16 protein-coding genes are annotated in these 20,455 nt (G+C 48.4%); 11 read left to right on the top strand and 5 right to left on the bottom strand.

All coding sequences use genetic code 11. From position 1 onward, the window contains the following. Nucleotides 1–63: 63 nt before the first annotated feature. The gene (locus BBR47_RS28375; protein WP_015893841.1) at nucleotides 64–831 is read right to left on the bottom strand and encodes an SDR family oxidoreductase; all 768 of its coding nucleotides are present in this window, start codon (nucleotides 829–831) and stop codon (nucleotides 64–66) included. Nucleotides 832–996: 165 nt separating this feature from the next. Here BBR47_RS28375 and BBR47_RS28370 point away from each other — a divergent pair, with 165 nt between their 5' ends. From BBR47_RS28370 to BBR47_RS28345, 5 genes are all read left to right on the top strand, one after another. Beyond that, entirely contained in the window at nucleotides 997–1,686 is a 690-nt protein-coding gene (locus tag BBR47_RS28370) for a response regulator transcription factor (RefSeq protein ID WP_015893840.1), read from the top strand. Next, a complete protein-coding gene (locus BBR47_RS28365) occupies nucleotides 1,676–2,785 on the top strand; it encodes a sensor histidine kinase (protein WP_015893839.1) in 1,110 nt (369 codons plus the stop codon). The genes BBR47_RS28370 and BBR47_RS28365 overlap by 11 nt, the downstream gene beginning before the upstream one ends. A gap of 117 nt (nucleotides 2,786–2,902) precedes the next feature. Then, nucleotides 2,903–3,448: a VanZ family protein gene (locus BBR47_RS28360; protein ID WP_015893838.1), complete on the top strand. Its 546-nt coding sequence runs from the start codon at nucleotides 2,903–2,905 to the stop codon at nucleotides 3,446–3,448. A gap of 397 nt (nucleotides 3,449–3,845) precedes the next feature. Then, the gene (gene recQ / locus BBR47_RS28350; RefSeq protein WP_015893836.1) at nucleotides 3,846–5,621 is read left to right on the top strand and encodes a DNA helicase RecQ; all 1,776 of its coding nucleotides are present in this window, start codon (nucleotides 3,846–3,848) and stop codon (nucleotides 5,619–5,621) included. Nucleotides 5,622–5,837: 216 nt separating this feature from the next. After that, nucleotides 5,838–7,763 (top strand): bifunctional metallophosphatase/5'-nucleotidase, encoded by a 1,926-nt coding sequence (locus BBR47_RS28345; RefSeq protein WP_419761094.1) that lies wholly within the window; start codon nucleotides 5,838–5,840, stop codon nucleotides 7,761–7,763. A 69-nt stretch (nucleotides 7,764–7,832) separates the two neighbouring features. Here the strand turns inward: BBR47_RS28345 and lplT are convergent, their stop codons facing one another. The 4 genes from lplT to BBR47_RS28325 form a co-directional block, all read right to left on the bottom strand. After that, on the bottom strand, nucleotides 7,833–9,023 hold the full coding sequence (gene lplT, locus BBR47_RS28340; protein WP_015893834.1) for a lysophospholipid transporter LplT: 1,191 nt from the start codon (nucleotides 9,021–9,023) through the stop codon (nucleotides 7,833–7,835). A gap of 1 nt (nucleotide 9,024) precedes the next feature. Next, complete coding sequence (locus BBR47_RS28335; protein WP_015893833.1) at nucleotides 9,025–11,133, bottom strand: AMP-binding protein; 2,109 nt, start codon at nucleotides 11,131–11,133, stop codon at nucleotides 9,025–9,027. A gap of 108 nt (nucleotides 11,134–11,241) precedes the next feature. Beyond that, complete coding sequence (locus tag BBR47_RS28330; RefSeq protein ID WP_007724579.1) at nucleotides 11,242–11,880, bottom strand: response regulator; 639 nt, start codon at nucleotides 11,878–11,880, stop codon at nucleotides 11,242–11,244. A gap of 19 nt (nucleotides 11,881–11,899) precedes the next feature. Then, nucleotides 11,900–13,279, bottom strand: coding sequence for a sensor histidine kinase (locus tag BBR47_RS28325; protein ID WP_015893832.1), 1,380 nt, complete (start codon nucleotides 13,277–13,279; stop codon nucleotides 11,900–11,902). A 198-nt stretch (nucleotides 13,280–13,477) separates the two neighbouring features. On the opposite strand from BBR47_RS28325, the gene BBR47_RS28315 reads away from it, so the two are divergent. From BBR47_RS28315 to BBR47_RS28290, 6 genes are all read left to right on the top strand, one after another. Then, complete coding sequence (locus BBR47_RS28315) at nucleotides 13,478–16,156, top strand: sigma-54-dependent transcriptional regulator (RefSeq protein WP_015893831.1); 2,679 nt, start codon at nucleotides 13,478–13,480, stop codon at nucleotides 16,154–16,156. A 204-nt stretch (nucleotides 16,157–16,360) separates the two neighbouring features. Continuing rightward, nucleotides 16,361–16,663, top strand: coding sequence for a PTS sugar transporter subunit IIB (locus tag BBR47_RS28310; protein WP_015893830.1), 303 nt, complete (start codon nucleotides 16,361–16,363; stop codon nucleotides 16,661–16,663). Between the two features lie 7 nt (nucleotides 16,664–16,670). Beyond that, nucleotides 16,671–18,023, top strand: a complete 1,353-nt coding sequence (gene celB, locus BBR47_RS28305) for a PTS cellobiose transporter subunit IIC (protein WP_015893829.1) — start codon at nucleotides 16,671–16,673, stop codon at nucleotides 18,021–18,023. Nucleotides 18,024–18,044: 21 nt separating this feature from the next. Then, nucleotides 18,045–18,791, top strand: coding sequence for a chitin disaccharide deacetylase (gene chbG, locus BBR47_RS28300; RefSeq protein WP_015893828.1), 747 nt, complete (start codon nucleotides 18,045–18,047; stop codon nucleotides 18,789–18,791). Nucleotides 18,792–18,803: 12 nt separating this feature from the next. Further along, on the top strand, nucleotides 18,804–19,130 hold the full coding sequence (locus BBR47_RS28295) for a PTS lactose/cellobiose transporter subunit IIA (protein WP_015893827.1): 327 nt from the start codon (nucleotides 18,804–18,806) through the stop codon (nucleotides 19,128–19,130). Continuing rightward, complete coding sequence (locus BBR47_RS28290) at nucleotides 19,127–20,449, top strand: 6-phospho-beta-glucosidase (RefSeq protein WP_015893826.1); 1,323 nt, start codon at nucleotides 19,127–19,129, stop codon at nucleotides 20,447–20,449. The genes BBR47_RS28295 and BBR47_RS28290 overlap by 4 nt, the downstream gene beginning before the upstream one ends. The last annotated feature ends 6 nt before the right edge of the window (nucleotides 20,450–20,455 follow it).

Below are 20,455 nucleotides of genomic sequence, written 5' to 3'. Positions count from 1 at the left end.
GATCTTCATAAATAAAACCGATGGTCCCGTGCTTGTGGCCATCGGTTATTATTTTGAGAACTATTACAGATGCGAACCACCACTGGCATCAATTAGCTGTCCCGTTACCCACCGGCTGTCCGAGGAAGCGAGAAAGGAGGCAATATCCGCTACATCATCAGGCTCTCCCCATCTGTTGAAGGTGGAAAGTCCAGCGGCATACTTCTGTCCATCCGGATTATTTTGCAACGTACCAGCATTCATATCGGTGTTAATAATGCCAGGCAGGATCGCGTTTACTGTAATATGACGGCTCCCCAGTTGTTTTGCCAAGGCTAGCGTCATTGTGTTAATAGCCCCCTTCGATATGCTGTAAGTGAACACACTTGGGGAAGCTGCACGAGTCACAAAGGATGAGAGATTGATGATACGGCCTTCCTCTCTTAAACGGGGTAAAGCTTGTTGGATCATAAAAAACGGTGCTTTGACATTGATGTTCATGACCTCGTCAAACGATTCTTCGGTAGCCTCTTCCAACGTTAAGATTTGTCCGATCCCAGCATTATTGACGAGAATGTCAAAACGATGATCTCCTGTACGTTTCTGTAGTGTTTCGTCCAATCTCGCATAGAAATCACGAATGCCATCAAGAGTACGCAAGTCTGTACCGATTGCGAATGCTTGGCCTCCAGCTCGTTCAATCTCACGTACGACTGCTTCTGCTTCTTCCTGTCTTCTTCCATAGTGTACGGCGACCAATGCGCCATCCTGCGCCAGACGTAATGCGATGCTACGACCAATCCCACGGCTTGCTCCGGTTACCACTGCAATTTTCTCTTTCAAATTATTCATGGTTTCATCTCCCTTGATTGAAATTCAAGTTAGTTATAACACAAGGGGATGTTTGAAATATTGCTCTCTCATTCGCACGGTTGGTCTTACTTGCTTTACCTTTTCTTTAACAATTCTTGTTATAGTAATGCTATCTATATCTACTACGAACGCGTTCGGAGGTGTTTGTCTGTGAGGATTTTGATTGTAGATGACGACAAAGAGATTGTAGAGCTGATGGCGATATATTTGAGCAACGAAGGGTATGAGATTGAAAAGGCTTTTGACGGTTTGGAAGCGATGGAGAAGCTGGAGCAGAAGTCCATCGATCTCGTCATTCTGGACGTCATGATGCCCAATTTGGATGGGCTGGAAGTTACCAAGCGCATACGAAAAAACTCGACCATCCCCATCCTGATGGCGAGTGCTAAAACGAATGATATGGACAAAATCCTGGGCTTGATGACGGGTGCAGACGATTATGTGGCGAAGCCTTTTAATCCGCTGGAAGTGATTGCGCGGGTCAAGTCTCTCCTGCGACGGTCGAACTACACGCAGGCAAGCAAACAGGATCATGTGATTGAGGCGGGGCCACTGATTATCGACAAGCAAAGCCACTTCGTTCAGACCAAAGAAGGCACCCCGATCAAGCTGACGGCATTGGAATTTTCTGTCCTGCATCTTCTTGCAAGTCATCCGAATCGGGTATTTAGCTCGGAAGAAATTTTTGACCGCTGCTGGAAAATGGAGAATTTCGTTTCCTACAAAACGGTAATGGTTCACATCAGCAATCTGAGAGAAAAGCTGGAGAAGGCGACCAATGGCGAGAAGGTGATACAGACGGTCTGGGGGGTCGGCTATAAAATTGAAGCTTAGAGCCAAGGATTTTATTCGCATCCTTTTTGATTTGCTGCTTGGCCTCATGATCATCTACGCTGTTTTTCAAATGGCTGATTTTTTTGCTAACAACTATTTGTACACCATCCCGGAAATCAGAGAGTTCATTTGGAAGTTGCGGGTCAATTTCGATATCAACTCTTTTAAAATCCCAATTGTTTTGTTGGCAACCGGTATGTTTGCGGCGTGGTCGGTCGTTCGTATCCGCAAGTATCTGGAACAAAAGCAGATGGAGCAAATCATAAACGAGCTGCATTTCATTGCAAAAGGTAACTATCATCACCAGATTTCCATTCGTCCGAACGGCAGCTTGGGTCAAGTGGTCGATAGCATCCATGCTCTGGTCAAAAGCGCCTTGGATGCAATGGAAGAGGAGCGGCGGCTGGAACAATCGAAGGACGAGCTGATCACCAACGTTTCCCACGATCTGCGAACGCCGTTGACCTCCATCATTGGCTACCTTGGGCTGATTGAGCAGAACAAACACAAGGACGAGGAGAAGTTCAAGCACTACGCCCATATCGCCTATGAGAAGGCCAAACAGATGAACGTGCTCGTCAATGATCTATTTGAGTACACGAAGGTCCGCAATCGCGGAGCGTATTTGAAGCGAACGCAGTTTGACTTGGTAGAACTGGTTGAGCAAGTATCGGTCGGCTTTCGACTCGTGGCGAATGAGGCAGGGTTGCGCTTAATCGTAGATACGCCCGATCAAAAAATCGAAATGGCAGGAGATACTGACAAGCTCGTTCGCGTTCTGGAAAACCTCATTTCCAACGCCGTGAAATACGGGCACGATGGTACGGAAATTATCATACGTGTCTTCTGTCAAGGAGAAGGTGTCGCGATTTCTGTTGCTAATAACGGAGCGCCGATCCCGGCTGAATATGTGCCGAGCTTGTTTGAACGCTTTTTTCGGGTGGAGGGCTCCCGTTCGAAAGAGACAGGAGGCTCGGGTCTTGGTCTCGCTATCGCCAAAAGCATCATCGATTTGCACCAAGGCAGCATTTCTGCCGAAAGCACAAGCGAATGGACGACCTTTACCGTTTGGCTACCACGTACAATCTCAAGCATTTGAGAAAGCTTTACTTTTTCTTTACCTTTCGTTTCTGTAAATTTTAATCGAAAAGTCTATCCTGACTACATGAAGGTTACGAGAAGCGGCTCAAAAAACTGATGGAGAGAGGGTTTGACAATGGATAACGTGCAAAAAGTGGAGACACCGACAGAACTGCTTGTTATTGCAGGTTATGCAGTGTTTGCCCTTTACTTGTTTCTCGTCGTGAAGGTACTGCTGCTTAAATTCGGTAGTTTGGATAGCAGCTTGCTATTGGATCAGTGTAAAATCATTTGGAGCGACCCGTCTGTGATTGTAGAGCGCTTGCGCTACCGGAGCAATTTGGTGCCCTTTCACGAAATCGAGAACTATATCAAATCGATACGAAATTACCAAAGCTGGCATAGTGCAGTGAACTTCGTAGGCAACGTAATCGCCTTCATGCCGCTAGGCTTCCTGCTACCACTCCTGTTTCCGAAAAAAGCCGGTTCCCTGTTCAGAGTCACCCTGCTATCCCTAATGCTAAGCCTCGGCGTGGAACTGACACAACTCGTAATGAATGTCGGAACGTTCGATGTCGATGATTTGCTCCTGAATACAGCAGGCGGGATGATCGGGTATATCGTATACTTGTTCATTTGGCTTCTGCAGAAAAAACGGTTCATCTTGTCCGTCTCTTCCTAGGCTACTTATTAGGCACCCCTGTGGTGCTTTTTTCTTTATTATTAAAAAAGGTGTGGGTGAGCAAAGAAAGCTGGCGAGAAGAAAAAGCACAGGGCTCGCAGACCTTGACAACGCCTACCCAGTCGGAACTTCAATAAGGGGACCACGCTTGTCGAACACTTCTCCCTTGAGAAACGTCCGCCCGTAGGGTGGCTTTGGTCGACGGTCCCCTTTTTGAAATGTAGACGGCCAGTGAATCCCCCCTTGCGGGCGTGTCAGAGTCGAAGAGAACTGTGCTTTTTCTTCTCCTCCACCATGTTGACCCAAACAAACCAATCCCTCTTGTTTTGTCCCAATACCTATGTTTACACTAGTAAGAAACCCATTGAAAATCCGTCGAAAGAGAAGGTGATTCTCTTTGTTAAATAAAGCGCAAGAAATTTTACGAAAGTACTTTGGCTACGAATCATTCCGAGAAGGCCAGAAGAAAATCATCACGAGCCTGTTAGCCGGACATGACACAGTAGGCATCATGCCAACCGGCGGCGGGAAATCCATCTGTTATCAAGTCCCAGCGATGCTTCAGGACGGCGTAACCATCGTGATCTCCCCACTCATCTCACTGATGAAGGATCAGGTCGACGTACTGGTCAGCATGGGCATTCCCGCCACCCAAATTAACAGCTCACTAGATTATAGCGAGGTTCGCGACCGACTCCGTATGGCGGCCCGAGGAGAGTACAAGCTGCTGTATATCGCTCCAGAGCGTTTGGAATCCGAAGCGTTCCAAAACCTGATTCAAGATGTTCCGATCTCGTTTGTGGCAGTGGACGAAGCGCATTGCGTCTCGCAGTGGGGGCACGATTTCCGTCCGAGCTATTTGGCAATTGCCCGTTTTCTTCAATCCTTGCCACAGCGTCCGCTCGTCGCAGCCTTGACCGCCACAGCGACACCGGAGGTAACCGAGGACATCAAGCGACAGCTAGAATTACAGGACGAACGCCTTTTTATCACAGGGTTTGGCAGAGACAATCTCATCTTGTCTGTACGCAAGGGGGAGAACCGTCGAGAATTCATTCAGGCGTACTTGCGGGCGAATAAGCAGCAGGCGGGGATTATTTATGCGGCAACGAGAAAAGACGTGGACGCCTTGCATGCAGATTTGGACAAGCGTGGCTTTGCTGTGACCAAATACCATGCAGGACTGACGGAAGAGGAGCGTGCGGCCAACCAGGAAGCATTTCTGTACGATGATGTCCGGACGATGATCGCGACCAATGCATTTGGTATGGGCATCGACAAGTCTAATGTGCGTTACGTCATTCATTACAACATGCCGAAAAACCTGGAGGCATATTACCAGGAAGCAGGCCGTGCAGGACGCGATGGCGAGCCAAGTGAGTGTATCCTACTGTTTCAGCCCCAGGATATCCAGACGCAAACGTTTTTCATCGAGCAAAATCAACTGCTGGACGAACGCAAGGAGCTGGAGTACAAAAAGCTGTACGCGATGATCGACTATTGCCGGACGCCGCGCTGTTTGCAGCAAAACATCGTGCAATACTTCGGCGAAGCAGATGCTGTCGCGTGCGGACGCTGCGCGAACTGCACCGATGAGACCGAGCTGTCCGATATTACGCTCGAAGCGCAAAAGATTTTCTCCTGCGTCAAACGTATGAGAGAGCGCTTTGGTGCCGCACTCGTCGCGCAGGTACTGAAAGGCTCCAAAAACAAGAAGGTCACCCAGTTTTCCTTTGATGAGTTGCCGACATATGGTTTGATGAAGGAGTACAAGGAAAAAGAGATAGCAGACTTGATCCAGCTCCTCATTGCCGAAGGGTATTTGCAAGTGACGGAGAGCCAATATCCAATCGTAAAGCTAGGGGAGCGGGCATTGCCAGTTCTGCGGGGCGAAGAGCGCGTTGTGCAAAAAATCTCGATACGTCCTGTGCAGCTGACAGAGGATGACGAGCTGTTCGAGCAACTGCGCGCGTTGCGCAAAGAAATCTCGACGCGACAAAAAGTACCGCCGTACGTGATTTTCCCAGACAGTACCTTGAAGGAAATGAGCAGTGTTTGCCCGACTGACAAGCAGGCCATGCTTCAGATCAAAGGAGTAGGCGAAGCGAAATTTGAGAAGTACGGAGAACTCTTTCTGGAGTGTTTGCAGAACTATGCAGCGATCAAGTCGTGACATATACGTCACGGCTTTTTTTGCTATTTTTCCTTTCGCATGCCTGCTATAGTTAGATAGCACCCAGAATTTTCATACAAAATAGAACAGGAGGACAATTAGAGCAACACTATCGAGGGGCATTGACAGATTAAGAGAGACAGAGGGGAAAACATGAAAAAACTAGCGAAGGGTTTATTAAGTGTAGCACTTACATCCATGGTGCTAGGCAGTGCGATGATGGGGATCGCCGCACCAGTAAAGGCCGCAGCAACACCTACCAAAATTACGCTGCTGGGTACATCTGACATTCATGGACGATTCATGCCGTGGGATTATGCTTTGGATGGTCCGAATCCAAATGGCAGCATGACGCAGTTGTTCACAATGATTAAAGAGATTCGCAAAGAAAATCCGAACACCGTGTTGCTGGATGCAGGCGATTCGATCCAAGACAACTCGGCAGAGCTTTTCAACGACCAACCGCAGTCTCCTATCATGGTCGCGATGAATGAAATGAACTATGACGCGTGGGCATTTGGCAATCATGAATTTAATTTTGGACTCGATGTATTGGATAAGGTCAGTAGCCAATACAAAGGCTCTGTTTTGGCAGGGAACATTTACAAGGAAAATGGCGAGCGTTTCTTGCCAGCGTACACGATCATTGAGCGTGGCGGTATAAAAATCGGCGTTATTGGGATGAACACACCGATGATTACCGATTTCGAAAAAGGAACCGATCATCTGGATGGCCTCGTCATCAAAAACCCGGTAGAAGAAACCAAGAAAGCCGTAAAAGAGCTGGAAGGCAAAGTAGACGTCATGATCGGCCTCATGCACATGGGCATCGAGAATGAAAACGGTATTCCGGGTACGGGCGTAGCAGATATCGCGAACGCTGTTCCAGAGCTGACTGCGATTTTTGCGGGGCACATGCACAAGCTCGTGAAAAAAGAAGAGATTAACGGCGTTTTGATTACAGAGCCGGACAAATACGGTACACATCTCTCGCGCATTGACCTGACTTTTGAGAAGAAAGACGGCAAGCTCGTGCTGACTGACAAGGAAGCGACTGCGGTCCCTGTAAAAGGCGCAGATGGCACACCAGCGGTATCTGATGCAGCGCTGGAGACCAAGCTCCAGCCATTTCATGAGTTCGCGCGTGCAGATGCCAACATCGTCGTAGCAGAGCTCAAAGGCATGAACCTGGTAGAGAAAAACGAGATCGAGGGTATCCCGACGGTCCAAATTCAGGAGACGCCTTTGTCTGACTTTTTCCATGAAGTGATGCTCTACTACAGTAAAGCAGACGTGGTTGCTCACCAGATTGACAACGACAAAGCCAAGCTGGATGTCGGTCCGATCAAGAAAAAGGATATCGCCTACAACTACCAATACGCGGGTGGCGAGATTACCGTATACAAAGTAACCGGAAAAGACTTGAAGGACTATATGGAATGGGCTGTGGGCTACTTCAATTCCACGCGCCCTGGCGACGTGACAGTCAGCTTTGATCCAAAACGCCGCGCTTCCAAATACAGCACCAACGATTTCTTCGGTGGCGTGAAATACGAAATCGACCTGACCAAGCCATACGGTAGCCGCATCACGAACCTGCGCAAGCTCGATGAGACACCGATCAAAGCTACAGATACCTTGAAGCTCGGAATGAACGCATACCGGATGGAAGCTTTGCAGGCAAAAGGTGGCGCGTTGGAAGGACGCAAGTTCGAACAGCTGTGGTCTTCCAAAGACAATACTGCGTTTGGTGAAACAGGTGGAACGATCCGTAACCGTGCGATTGCGTACCTGAAAGAAGTGAAAAAGGGCGTTTACGAGCCAAAAGTACAAAACAATTGGAAGATTACAGGTGTGGACACCACAGCACCTGTACGCAAGGACATAGTAGAGCTGATCAATGCAGGCATTTTGAGCGTTCCGAAAACGGCAGATGGCAAATACACCAATATCGCTTCCATCAACATCAAGGACGCGGTAACCAAAGAAGAGATCACCGAGCTGTCTGCAAAAGTAAAAATCAATGCAGCGAAGTTTTCGACCTTCAAAACAAAAGGTGAATTTTATCATCAACTGAACGAAGCGAGAAAGGCTGCGGAAAAATCGGGTACACCGACAACTAACACCCAGCAAAAGAAATAACATAGATAGACGCCAGAAAGCCGTGACACTAGTGGTCACGGCTTTTTCTTTTTCTATCACGCCAATCTGTCAACGCACGATACGTCTGCGATACTTCACCAAGTACAACAGGAACCCGAGCAGCAGTAGCCCTTGACCAACAATCGCACCGGAGATAGAAATGCCGATATAGGTGATCAGGTAGTAAATGCCGGAGCCTACTGCCATCAGCAGATTCTCGATGAAGTTTTGAATCGCAATCGTTTTTCCTGAACCGACCATCCGTTTGCCTTCGTCCTGCAAGACCGTATTCATCGGGATAATGAACACGCCGCCCATGAACCCGACGAGAAGCAATAAACTGATGGCAACAAAGGTCAGATTCGTCCAAGGAAATAACACGATGATGAGAAACATTCCGAATCCGTATGTCAGCGATCGAGTGAAATGAGTCAAAGGAATGAGCTTCGGAGCGAGAAAAGCCCCCACGATAATTCCAATGGATGTCGTTGCGAGAATCAGCGATACAGAGAAGCTCTCCGGGTTAATTCCTAGCGCGAGAGGAATCCAGGCCAGAACGGCCACGCGAAGGACAGCTGAGGACATCCAAAATGCTCCAGTTCCAATCAGGGCAAAGCTCGTTTCCGGACGATTCATCAAGTGCTGGAAGTCGATGAAAAAGCGTCGTGCTTCTGCTCCATAGCGAATGGATGCATTCCCTCTCATGCGCGGAATGAAGAAAGTCATACCGAGCGACAGCAGATAGATCAGCAGACAAATTCCTGACGAGATAAGCGGTGCCGTCATGTTCGCGATGGCTCCACCACCACCGATTCCTGTCAAAATCGCAAAGATCGTATAGGCTTCGATGCGTGCATTCGCGTGAAACAGTTCATCTTCATTTCGAGTCAGCTCCGGCAAAATTCCGTACTTGGCTGGAGAATACACGACCGCTCCGACTCCTACTGTGAAGTAACACAACATCAGCATGATGATACTCGACTGGTCAATGAAAAACAGCAAGACGACACCAAGCGCTTTAATCAGGTTGCCGATCACCAGCACGATTGACTTGGCATGCTTGTCGGCAAAAGGCCCAACTAATGGAGCGAGAAAAATGTAAGGGAGAAAGAATGAAATCGATACGAGTGCAAGCATCGCGGGAGAAAAACCGTTCTCCCGCAGCAGATTCGCGATGACAAACAAAATCATGTTGTCGGCAAAGGCCGATAGAAATTGAGTGAAGTACAGGGCTTGTAGTGGTTTTAATCGTATATTCACATCATTTTCCTCCCGTTTCGACCAGCTGTTTCAGACTCACGTAATCCGTTTTTCCGCTACCGAGAAGTGGTAGAGCCTTGATGACTTGCATCGTACCTGGGATGAGAAGTGGCGAGTATTGTTTTTCCGTCAAATACGCGCGTAATTGGCTCAGCTGAACCGATTCATCTGTGGTAAATAACAGGACACGCTCACCTTTTCGCGGATCATTCACTGTGATTGCAGCAAAACCGGAGTGTCCGAAGCATTGCATAGCCAGTTCTTCAACCAGATTGAGCGAAACCATCTCGCCGCCGATTTTGGCGAAGCGCTTTAAGCGGGATTGAATGCTGAGAAAGCCGTCCTTGTCAGCGGTAACCAAATCACCTGTGTGGTACCATTCCTCAGCGGGAACAAAGCCTTTTCCGTGAATCATATAACCCTTCATGACGTTTGGACCCTTCACCAAAAGCTCTCCGCCAGCATCGATTCCCTCTACTGGTTCCAGCTTGGCGGACATCCCTGGCATCAAACGCCCGACGGTTCCTGGTTTGTTAGCCAGGGGGGTGTTTAGCGACAGGATCGGAGCTGTTTCCGTTGCCCCATAGCCTTCAAAAATCCGCACACCGAACTTTTCCATCCACAGCTTGCGAACATCGTCCTTTAGCTTTTCTGCACCTGCAAATACGTAGCGCAAGGTGTAGAAGTTGTAAGGATGGGCCATACGTCCGTAACCAGCCATAAAGGTCGAGGTTCCGAAGAGGATCGTTGCGTTTTGATCGTAGACCAATTCCGAAATCGCCTTGTAATGCAACGGACTTGGATACAGATAAACCGGGATGCCTTTCACTACTGGTAAAAGTGTTCCCGCAGTAAGACCGAAGCTGTGGAACATAGGCAGGGCATTGAAAAACTTGTCGCGACTCGTAATGTCAATCACACTAGTCACTTGTTGAATATTCGCGTACAGATTCGTATGCGTCAGAATGACACCCTTTGGCTTACTCTCACTGCCGGAGGTGAAGAGGATCAGCTCGTTATTTGCAGCTGAAGCTTTTTTCTTCCGCAAATAAGAGAAGAGTGCGGACACTTTGTCAAAAGCAGTTGCGGATGCTTTCAAATCCTCGAGATAAATGATTTTCATGCTCGGTGAAAGACCGGCGATGATGTGCTCCAGCTTTCCTTTTTCAATGAATACACGCGATGTCAGGATCGTATCGATATGGGCAGTCTCACAGCAATCCAGCAAGGAGCGAATACCAAGCGAAAAGTTCAGGATGGCTGGAGTGGCTCCGATGCGGAACAACGATAGCAACGTTACGAGATGACCCACTGAATTGGGAAGGAATACACCGACAACCGGTTTTCCCAGGAGCATTTGCTGCAATTTGTTGCCGAGTAAGTAGCAGCCGATTAACAAGGTCTTGTAGTCGATCGCAGACGTCAGGTCCTTGGCGATTTCCATTTTTGCACCATTCAGGCGAGCTGCTTCGAGAACTTCATCAAACAGATTCACGTTTTGCTTCATTCGGCTCTCGAACAAGCCTTCTTGAAGAGTACGCAGAATACGATCATTGGCCGTGGCTTTTTGTTCGCGCATCGACAGGTTTGGATCGCGCTCGATCGTGAACGGAGTGCCTACTGTCATGGTTACATCTGGGAACCAGGAGAGCTTCAGCTTTCCTTTCAAATACGAGAAGATCGAACGTTCCAGACCATTAATAATGATTGGGTAAACCGTTACACCAGTTCGCAGAGCGAGATAGCCAACACCACTGTAGATTTTCATGATGCCGCCCGTCGTCGTGATCCGGCCTTCTGGAAAAATCACCAGCGTCTGTCCGTTGCGAATAACGCGGAGCATGTGGCGGATGGAGTACGGGTTGAGCGGATCGATCGCGATATGCTTGCGGAAGCGGAGGAAAAACGCAAACCGCTTGGCGATCTCTGTGTTGACGACAAAGGTCGCTTCTTTTGGCAAGCAAAAGGATAGGAGTACCGCATCTAGCAAGGAGACGTGATTGGGAGTGATAAGAGATGGCTTCGACAAGTCGATTTTGGAGAGTCCAAGCACACGAGGACGAAACCACAGCATCAGAATCGATTTTAAGAAAGAATAAATAAGGGCCATGTGGACCACACCTTTACAAGGGATAAGTGAGTTGCTCTATAGCTTTCATTGTAAAGAGTGGAGCATGTAAAAAAAGTACCAACATTCATTGGTACCTGGTAATAAGACCTAGAATAGCTTTTTTTGGCTGGCTTTTGCGGCCGCTTCCTTGCTTGTTTTGACGCCCATTTTTTTGAGGATTCGGTTGATGTGGTTTTTGATCGTACGCTTCGTGATATGGAGAGATTGTTCAATCTGCGTCTGCGTATGACCTTGGTGGATCAGCTGTAGGATGTCCCGTTCCGCGGGAGATAAGAGCTTTTGATTTTCATCGTTTTTCAAACGCAAAAATTCGTTGCGCAGTGCCGCAGCGGCCGTAGGGTGAATGGCAGATTGGCTGTTGTGAGCGGCACGGATAGCGTCGGGAATTTCCTTGAAGCTTGATTTGCTGATGTAATTGACGGCACCTGCTGAGAATGATTCCACGATCACTGCCTCGTCTGTCAGAGAGGTGAGCATGATGATTTTACTGTCAGCCTGGAGGGCCATGAATTCTATTGCCGTCTCGATCCCGTCCAGATTGTTCTCGGTCAAGTTAATGTCCATCAGGACGACATCCGCTTTGGCAGGCAAAAAGCGCTCGATTGCTTCTGCCTTGAACCCGGCTTCCCCTACTACAGTGAGATCCGGCTCTTTGTTCAGGAAGTCAATGAGACCTTTGCGCCAGACGGGATCATCCTCTACTAAAAATACCCTGATTGGATTCATGATTGTGAGCGTCCTTTCGCTATTCAGAGTCGTTTATGATGACGCGCTTTTTCGGGAAGAACAGGAAAACGGTAGTTCCTTTGCCTTGCTCACTGTAGATTTCCAGTTGGCCTTGATGCTTTTGCATGACATTGTAGCAGTAGGAGAGCCCGAGACCAAAGTTTTGCCCTGTCCTTTTTGTCGAGAAAAAAGGATCGAGCACGTGAGGCAGGTTCTCTTTTGTGATGCCTGTGCCTGTGTCTGCGACAGTGATGATCAGATGCTTGTGAGACATAAATAGCTGAAGATGGAGCTTGCCGCCCGACTTCATGGCTTCCAGCGCATTCATGCACAAGTTGGTGATGACTTCGCGCAGTTGTACGCCATCCCCATACAAGCGAAGTGTTTCGTCCAATTCACTAACGACTTCTACCTGCTGTTTCAGGATATAGGGCGTTAAATTTTGTGTGACTTGCTCGATGATTTGGCCAGGGTCACATGGTTCTTCGCGCAGCTCGACGTCTCGCAGCTGGTTTTGAATCCGATTCATCATGTCCAGCATATGCTGCGAGGATTGCATCAGCACAAGCGCGTCTTCTTTTAGCGACGGCTGGTTGGTTTCATCCGCATATGTCTCGATGCGGTCGGCATATAGCGAGATTTTGCCTGCTTCATTTTTAATCGTATGGTTAATGATTTGTGCACCGGAAGTCAAGGCGCGCAAGGTACTGTCCAGACGTTTTTTCTCCACTCGGAGACGGACGCCAAGGAAGCCGTATTTCAGACTGATGGCAACGATCAGGATAAACTGGATCGTGACCACGAGCATGTTGTAGCGCCAAGCCTCGTAATCGTTCTGGATACGCATGATATAGATGAAAATAAAGACGAAAAACAACGGAATGATGATGAGTACGTTCGTGAAAAAACTGTTCTTTTTCACAAGTGGATCTTTTTCTCGCATGTACTGCACGACAAGTAGCGTACAGGAGAATAGAAAAAACGGAATCACCCATGCCACCATAATCCAGTAGTTAAAAAGCAGCTCGGGATAAACGGGTGTAATCCAAAGCATCCCAAGCGGCAGGATGAGCGCAGCATATTGTATCGTCAGCTTTACTTTGCGAGACAAAAATTCAGCTGAGTGTACGGCAAACATGAGAAACGTGTAAGGCAAACCCACCTGGCAAATAAAGGAGGAGATGCGGCTCGCCAATATCAGGGTGTTCGTGGTCCCGGGCTTTGCGGCCAGATATTCTGCAAAATAGGGCATGATCGTCTCGTCAATCACGCCTGAGATAAAGCCCCCAGCCCCAACAAAGGCAGTCGCGCAAGCCCAGCGGATCGACGTTCGTTTCGGGTCTGTGAACAGAACAAACAGACCCAATGCCCATATGGTAAACAAGATGAAAACCATCATGGATTTGCTATCTCCTGTCAATCATTATTTCTCTATTATATCGTACACCAGGGAAAGGAGACGGAAAAATAAATCATCGGGACAAAAACGGGGAAAGGGGGAAAAAGCAGCAAGCAGGTTTTTCCAAATATTCGTGGAAATGAAAAGGATTGGTTGTGCATTTCGTGACTTTCTATCAATTCAACGGCGGGTGATAGAGTGAAACGATTAGATGTAATATTCCAGACGTTAGTAGACGCTGGTCCTGATAGAAAAGTAAGCGCTTCAGATTTGGCTGAGAGGCTTGGTTTGAGTCGAGCGAATGTGAGCAGCGATTTGAACCGTTTGTGGAAGGAAGGACGAATCGAGAAGGAAGAAGGGCGTCCGACGCTGTTTTTTGCCAAGAAAGGAAACGATTCTCTCTATTTGGCGGAGACGTCGCTGGACAGGCTGGCGAAAACTAACAAGAGCTTGATCACGCGTATTGAGCAGGCAAAGGCGGCCGTTTTGTATCCGCCGAGAGGGATGCATTGCTTGATTTTGGGAGAAACAGGTGTAGGGAAGTCGTGGTTCGCCGGGATGATTCACGAGTTTGCCGTTGATATTGGACGCATGGAAAAGCATGCTCCTTTCGTGATTTTTAACTGTGCCGATTATGCCAACAACCCGCAGCTCTTAATCAGTCAATTGTTCGGAGTCAAAAAAGGGGCGTACACCGGAGCGGAGATGGATCGCAAAGGACTTGTGGAGAAGGCGGACGGTGGCATTCTCTTTCTCGATGAGGTGCATCGGCTGCCGGCGGAAGGACAGGAAATCTTTTTTACCTTTATGGATAAAGGCATATTCCGCCGAGTAGGGGAAACAGAGATGGAGCGGACGGCTCAGGTGCAGATTGTCATGGCCACGACAGAAAATCCGGAGTCGAGTCTCTTAAAAACGTTCATGAGGCGCATTCCCATGGTCATCAAGCTGCCATCTTTAGTGGAGCGTGGCTTGGAAGAGCGCTTTCGTATTACGATGGAAATTTTTCAAGAAGAGGCTTTTCGGTTGGGGAGAGAGATTCAGATATCGGCCAATGCTGTGCAGGCATTCTTGTGCTATCACTGCCCGAATAACATTGGACAGTTAAAAACGGATATTCAGCTCACCTGCGCCAGCGCCTATGCCGAATTCATTTCGTTAAAAAAGAATCAGCTGCACGTATCGGTTCAGGATTTGCCGCATCATGTCAAGCAAGGGCTGCTTTTGGTGAAGGATTACAAACAGGAGCTAGATCAAATCATTGGGACGGAGCACAACTGCTTTGTCGTGCAGCCATCCAAAGAGGGCATCTGGATCGGACGAGAAACAGGGGATACGACGGACAGTGTTTATGAAAAAATCGAGCAAAAAATATACGAGCTACAAAACCTCGGTGTGAGTGAAGAAGAATTGGAGTTTGACATCGAGAATTATTTTACGACCTTTATCAAAGGCGTCCATCAACGCGTGAATAAGGGCGACATGGCCCGGATTATTGATCCGTTCATCATTCATCTCGTGGAAGAGATCGTTCGTTTCGCAGAGGCCAAGCTGGAGAAGATTTTGAGCCAGAAGGTGATCTTTGGTCTCGCGCTGCATATTCAGACATCGAAGGAGCGCCTTGCACAAGGCAAGCAGATCGTGAATCCGCAAATCAACCACGTGCGAATCAAATACAAGAAAGAGTTTGCTGTGGCGCTAGAGTGCGTGCGCATGATAGAAGAAGCGATACTCATGGATCTGCCGATTGGTGAGGCTGGATATTTGACCATGTTTTTCGTGCTCGACGATGTCAGCATGGAGGAAGAACGGGAAACAATTGGGGTGCTCGTTATTACGCACGGCAGCGGCGGTGCGACAGCGATGGTCGATGTGACGAACCGATTGCTGGTCACACAATATGCGAGAGCCATCGATCTGCCGCTTGAAGAAGATTCCATGAGTGTTTTGGAAAAAGCACTGAAAGTAGCCAGAGAGATCGGAAGCAAGGCTGGACTGCTGTTGCTCGTAGATATGGGGTCGCTGCTCGGCTTTGGCGAGATTATTGAGCGGGAGATCGGCATTCCGGTCAAGGTCATTCCGATGGTCAGCACGCCGCATGTAATTGAAGCCACTCGAAAAGCCATGCTCGGTCATTCACTCGAGGATGTTTACCGTGATGTTTTGGGCATTTCGCTCTACCAGCGGGAGGAGCAGCCGAAGGAGCAGGTGCAAAAACATATTCCGGCGCTGACGATCGTCGCTGCCTGCTTGTCTGGGGAAGGCAGTGCCTTGTTTTTGAAAAAGCTGCTGGAATCGAGGCTCAGGTACGATGAGAGCCTGCTGGAATTTGTGCCGCTGCAACTGATCGATAAGGCTCAAGCCCGCAGTCAGCTTCGAAAAATTAAGGAGGAGAGAAAAATTCTCTTCGTGGTGAGCAATTACATTCTCGACCGCGAGTTGCGCCACCATAGCATGGACGATGTTTTGAACGGAGAGGCGATGTCTGATATCCAGCAAGTGATCGATCTGGAAGAGGCTTACTTGAAGATGCAAGAGTCGCTAGGAGAGCACCTGCAAATGGTAGACGGACAAGATATTCTCGCAGACGTGAGGATGTGTGTCGGCCGTATGGAGGAGCGACTGAACAATTATTTGGTTTTTGACACGCGAATTGGGGCCTACTTGCACATCTGCTGCCTGGTTGATCGCTTGAAAGCAGGGACGCAATCCGTGGCGTATATTCAAAAAGACAGTTTTTTGCTGGAGAACCGCAAGCTGTACAGCTTAATCCGACATGAATTATTGCCCCTGGAAGACAAGTATGAGGTAGTAATCAGCGAAGACGATGTCTGTTTTATCATGAATTTCTTCATACACAACAAAACACTGGCGTAACCAGTGTTTTATTTTTTGACCTTTCCCTATTCAAAATCAAACACTACAGCGCTTACATAAAAACACTAGTGAGAGTGACGGGCGATGAGGTAGCGAAATATGCCTGACCATGCAGTTATTTTGGTAAGCGCATACATTTTTTGGTGTTTTGGCACGAAACTTGCTCTTTCAGTAAGGCATCACTCGTTGAGAGGAGGGGGTACAATGAATATTTTATTGTGTTGTGCAGCGGGTATGTCGACAAGCTTGTTGGTTCAAAAAATGGAGGAGGCTGCCAGAGAAAAAGGGTTGGACGCCAAAATATGGGCAGTTTCCGCAGATGAGGTAAAAAATCATATTGATCAAGCAGCAGTGCTCTTGCTGGGACCACAAGTTCGTTACAAACTGACAGAGATGAAAAAAGAAGGAGCATCCAGAGGAATTCCTGTAGATGTAATCAGCACGGTCGACTACGGTACATTGAACGGGAAAAACGTGCTTGAGTTTGCGCTTCGTCTAAAACAGTAGGAGGGGGATGCGTGTGGGCGGATTTGTTTCATTTATGGAAAACCGCATGATGCCGATAGCGGGAAAAATTGCGGAGCAAAAGCATCTGCAGGCTATTCGTGACGGAATTATCCTTACATTGCCTTTGTTGATCATTGGTTCAATGTTCCTCATCATTGGCTTCATACCTATACCTGGTTATGACGAATTCATGATTGGGATTTTCGGTGAAAACTGGCGGACCAAGCTGCTGTATCCGGTAGGTGCAACGTTTGACGTCATGGCCTTGATCGTCAGCTTCGGCGTCGCCTACCGACTGGCGGAGAAATACAAGGTCGACCCGCTATCGGCAGGAGCCATTTCTGTCGCATCCTTCTTGCTCGCTACTCCATATAAAATCATGTTCACCCCGGAAGGAACGAGTGTAGCTCAAGAGGTGGGCGGAGTCATTCCTCTCACACTGATGGGCAGTCAGGGATTATTTGTCGCGATGCTATTGGGTATATTGTCGACAGAAATTTATCGCAAAATCATTCAAAAGAAAATTGTCATTACTATGCCAGATGGAGTGCCTCCCGCAGTTTCCCGTTCCTTTGTGGCATTGATCCCAGCTGGTGCGGTGCTTTTGGTGGTTTGGTTGTTGCGTATCCTCCTTGAAAACACGTCCTTCGGAAGTATTCACAATATTGTGAAGGATTTGCTCGTCGGACCACTCAGCGCTGTTGGCAGCAGCTTGATTGGGGCCATTATATGCGTGCTGCTTATTCACATTCTCTGGGCTATTGGCTTGCACGGTGCGGCGATTGTCGGTGGCATTATGAGTCCCATCTGGCTGACGCTGATGGACCAGAACCGAGCCGCTTTCCAGGCTAATCCCAACGGTGAATTGCCAAACGTCGTCACTACGCAATTTTTTGACATGTGGATATTCGCTGGGGGATCGGGTGCTACGTTAGCCCTCGTCGTCTTAATGGTATTTCGGGCACGCAGTAAACAGATGAAAAACATTGGCCGTCTTTCGCTTGGACCGGGTTTGTTTAACATCAATGAACCTGTCACGTTCGGTATGCCAATTGTTATGAATCCGCTTTTGATCATCCCATTTGTTCTGGCGCCTGTCGTATTGGTCATTATCAGCTATTTGGCCATGTCATTCGGTTGGGTGGCAAAACCAAGCGGGGTAGCAGTTCCGTGGACGACACCATTGTTGATCAGTGGATATTTGGCTACTGGTGGGAAGGTATCGGGTATGGTTCTCCAAGCGGTGAACTTCGTGATAGCGCTCGCGATCTACTATCCGTTCTTCCGTCTGTGGGATAAACAAAAGGTAAGCGAAGAAAGAGCCAGCACTGCTTCCGATAGTAATGCTGTGTCTATGTAAACGCTAGAGGAGAGGCTATCTATGAAATTGATTGTGAATGCAGACGATTTTGGGTATTCCAAAGGCGTCAATCTGGGCATCGTCGAAGCACATCGGGAAGGAGTCGTTACTTCTGCGACCTTGATGGTCAATATGGAGGGGTTCGAGCACGCTGTAGGGCTGGCCAAAGAACATCCGACGCTCGGAGTAGGCATTCATCTGGTACTCACATGCGGATCGCCAGTTAGTCAGGATGTACCATCGCTAACGGATGGAGAGGGGCGTTTCCGACGTGGGCAAGATCATCTGATTTCTGCTGTACCGGAGGAGATTGAGCGGGAGCTGCGGGCTCAATTGGGGAGGTTTGTTGCGGCGGGGCTCAAGCTGACGCATATCGACAGCCACCACCATGTACATGCACATCCAGCCATTTTGCCGATTGTTCTGAAGCTGGCAGAGGAATATAGGGTGCCAGTTCGCTATCCCTGGCTGTTCGGGACACAGGAGAAGCGGGACCAGTTGAGTATTTTGACGACAGAAGGCTTTTCTCATCATTTTTATGGAGACGACCTAACCGTACAATCCTTCGTCAGGATCGTAGAGGATATGGCAGATTATCCTGTGGTTGAGATCATGACACACCCTGCCTATTTGGACGAAGCGGTACTGACAGGCAGTTCATACGCAAAGCAACGAACCACAGAATTGAAGATCTTAACAGCAGCAGAGTTAAAGCAGTACATTCATGATCAAAAAATACAGCTCGTGACTTTTAGCGAACTTGGATAGGTGGAGATAGATTTGGACCATACAGACGTTATTTTTCAACTAATACTTCACGGAGGAAACGCACGGAGTCTGGCAATGGAAGCGATCGCTCTGGCTAAAAATAGAGACTTGCCAGGCGCAGAGGATGCGTTGAAGCGTGCGGGAGAAGAGCTCGGTCTTGCACACCAAAATCAAACGGCACTTATCCAGAAGGAGATTGCGGGCGAAAAGACTGAGATCAGCATGCTCTTGATTCACGCCCAGGATCATTTGATGAACGCAATTACAGTCAAGGATTTGGCAACGGAGTTTGTAGAGCTGTACAGCCAAATCCATGTAGGCAAGGAGGCAGGAGTATGAGCGGAATCAAAATTGTAACGATCGGTGGAGGGTCTAGCTATACACCTGAGCTGGTGGAGGGCTTCATCAGGCGCTACGATGAATTGCCCGTGCGAGAGCTGTGGCTGGTTGATATTCCAGAGGGCGAGAAAAAGCTGCAAACAGTAGGTGCCTTGGCAAAAAGGATGGTAGAGAAGGCAGGGGTGCCTATCGAGATCCATTTGACGCAGGATCGGCGAAAAGCACTTGCGGGCGCAGATTTTGTTACGACACAAATGCGCGTGGGTCTATTGGATGCGCGAATCAAGGATGAGCGGATTCCTTTGAAATACGGAGTGATCGGTCAGGAAACGAATGGACCTGGAGGCTTGTTCAAAGGCCTGCGTACCATTCCGGTCATTATGGACATTTGTCGTGACATGGAAGAGCTATGTCCAGATGCTTGGCTGATTAACTTCACGAATCCGGCTGGAATGGTCACAGAGGCAGTGCTGCGGTATACCAACCGCAAAAAGGTCATTGGACTATGCAATGTTCCCATCGGGATGAAAATGGGTGTTGCCTCTGTTTTAGGCGTCGAGCAATCACGGGTTCATATTGACTTTGCCGGTTTGAATCATATGATCTTCGGACTGGGTGTGTACCTGGATGGGGAAAATGTCATTTCCCAGGTAATGGATAAAATAACGGGCGACCAATCGGGCATTACGATGCAAAACATTTTGGACCTTGGTTGGGATAAGGATTTCATCAAAGCATTGGGGATTCTCCCGTGCCCGTATCATCGTTATTACTACCAGACGCGCACGATGCTTGAGCATGAGCTGGAAGAAGCGGAGCAGAAGGGTACGCGGGCTGAAGTGGTCAAGCAGGTGGAAGCGGAGCTATTTGCGCTCTACGAAGATCCAGACTTGGATATCAAGCCTCCGCAGTTGGAGAAACGTGGCGGGGCCTATTACAGTGAGGCTGCTTGCAATCTGATTTACTCCATTTACAACGACAAGCGCGATATCCAGACGGTAAATGTTCGCAACAATGGGGCGATTGCCAGCATTCCGGATGATTCGGCAGTCGAAGTGAACTGCGTGATTACAAGAGAAGGGCCGATTCCTTTGGCTGTTGGTGACTTGCCTGTTCCTGTGCGCGGACTCGTACAGCAAATCAAATCGTTTGAGCGAGTGGCAGCTGAGGCAGCTGTAACGGGTAATTACCATACGGCGCTATTGGCGATGAATATTAACCCGCTGGTGCCGTCTGATGTGATCGCCAAAAAAATACTCGATGAAATGCTGGAGGCGCACAAGGAGCATCTGCCCCAGTTTTTCAAGCCTGTCACATAAGGATGG

The organism is Brevibacillus brevis NBRC 100599, assembly GCF_000010165.1.
GTDB lineage: Bacteria > Bacillota > Bacilli > Brevibacillales > Brevibacillaceae > Brevibacillus > Brevibacillus brevis_D.
Note: the sequence above shows the minus strand (reverse complement) of the source record. Positions and strands in the feature narration are given on the sequence as shown.

Bases quoted from the DNA above. Each gene is read 5' to 3' on its own strand.
- BBR47_RS28375 (WP_015893841.1), bottom strand. From the start codon at position 831: ATGAATAATTTGAAAGAGAAAATTGCAGTGGTAACCGGAGCAAGCCGT.
- BBR47_RS28360 (WP_015893838.1), top strand. From the start codon at position 2,903: ATGGATAACGTGCAAAAAGTGGAGACACCGACAGAACTGCTTGTTATT.
- BBR47_RS28345 (WP_419761094.1), top strand. From the start codon at position 5,838: ATGATGGGGATCGCCGCACCAGTAAAGGCCGCAGCAACACCTACCAAA.
- BBR47_RS28335 (WP_015893833.1), bottom strand. From the start codon at position 11,133: ATGGCCCTTATTTATTCTTTCTTAAAATCGATTCTGATGCTGTGGTTT.
- BBR47_RS28330 (WP_007724579.1), bottom strand. From the start codon at position 11,880: ATGAATCCAATCAGGGTATTTTTAGTAGAGGATGATCCCGTCTGGCGC.
- BBR47_RS28325 (WP_015893832.1), bottom strand. From the start codon at position 13,279: ATGATGGTTTTCATCTTGTTTACCATATGGGCATTGGGTCTGTTTGTT.
- BBR47_RS28310 (WP_015893830.1), top strand. From the start codon at position 16,361: ATGAATATTTTATTGTGTTGTGCAGCGGGTATGTCGACAAGCTTGTTG.
- celB (WP_015893829.1), top strand. From the start codon at position 16,671: ATGCGTGTGGGCGGATTTGTTTCATTTATGGAAAACCGCATGATGCCG.
- chbG (WP_015893828.1), top strand. From the start codon at position 18,045: ATGAAATTGATTGTGAATGCAGACGATTTTGGGTATTCCAAAGGCGTC.
- BBR47_RS28290 (WP_015893826.1), top strand. From the start codon at position 19,127: ATGAGCGGAATCAAAATTGTAACGATCGGTGGAGGGTCTAGCTATACA.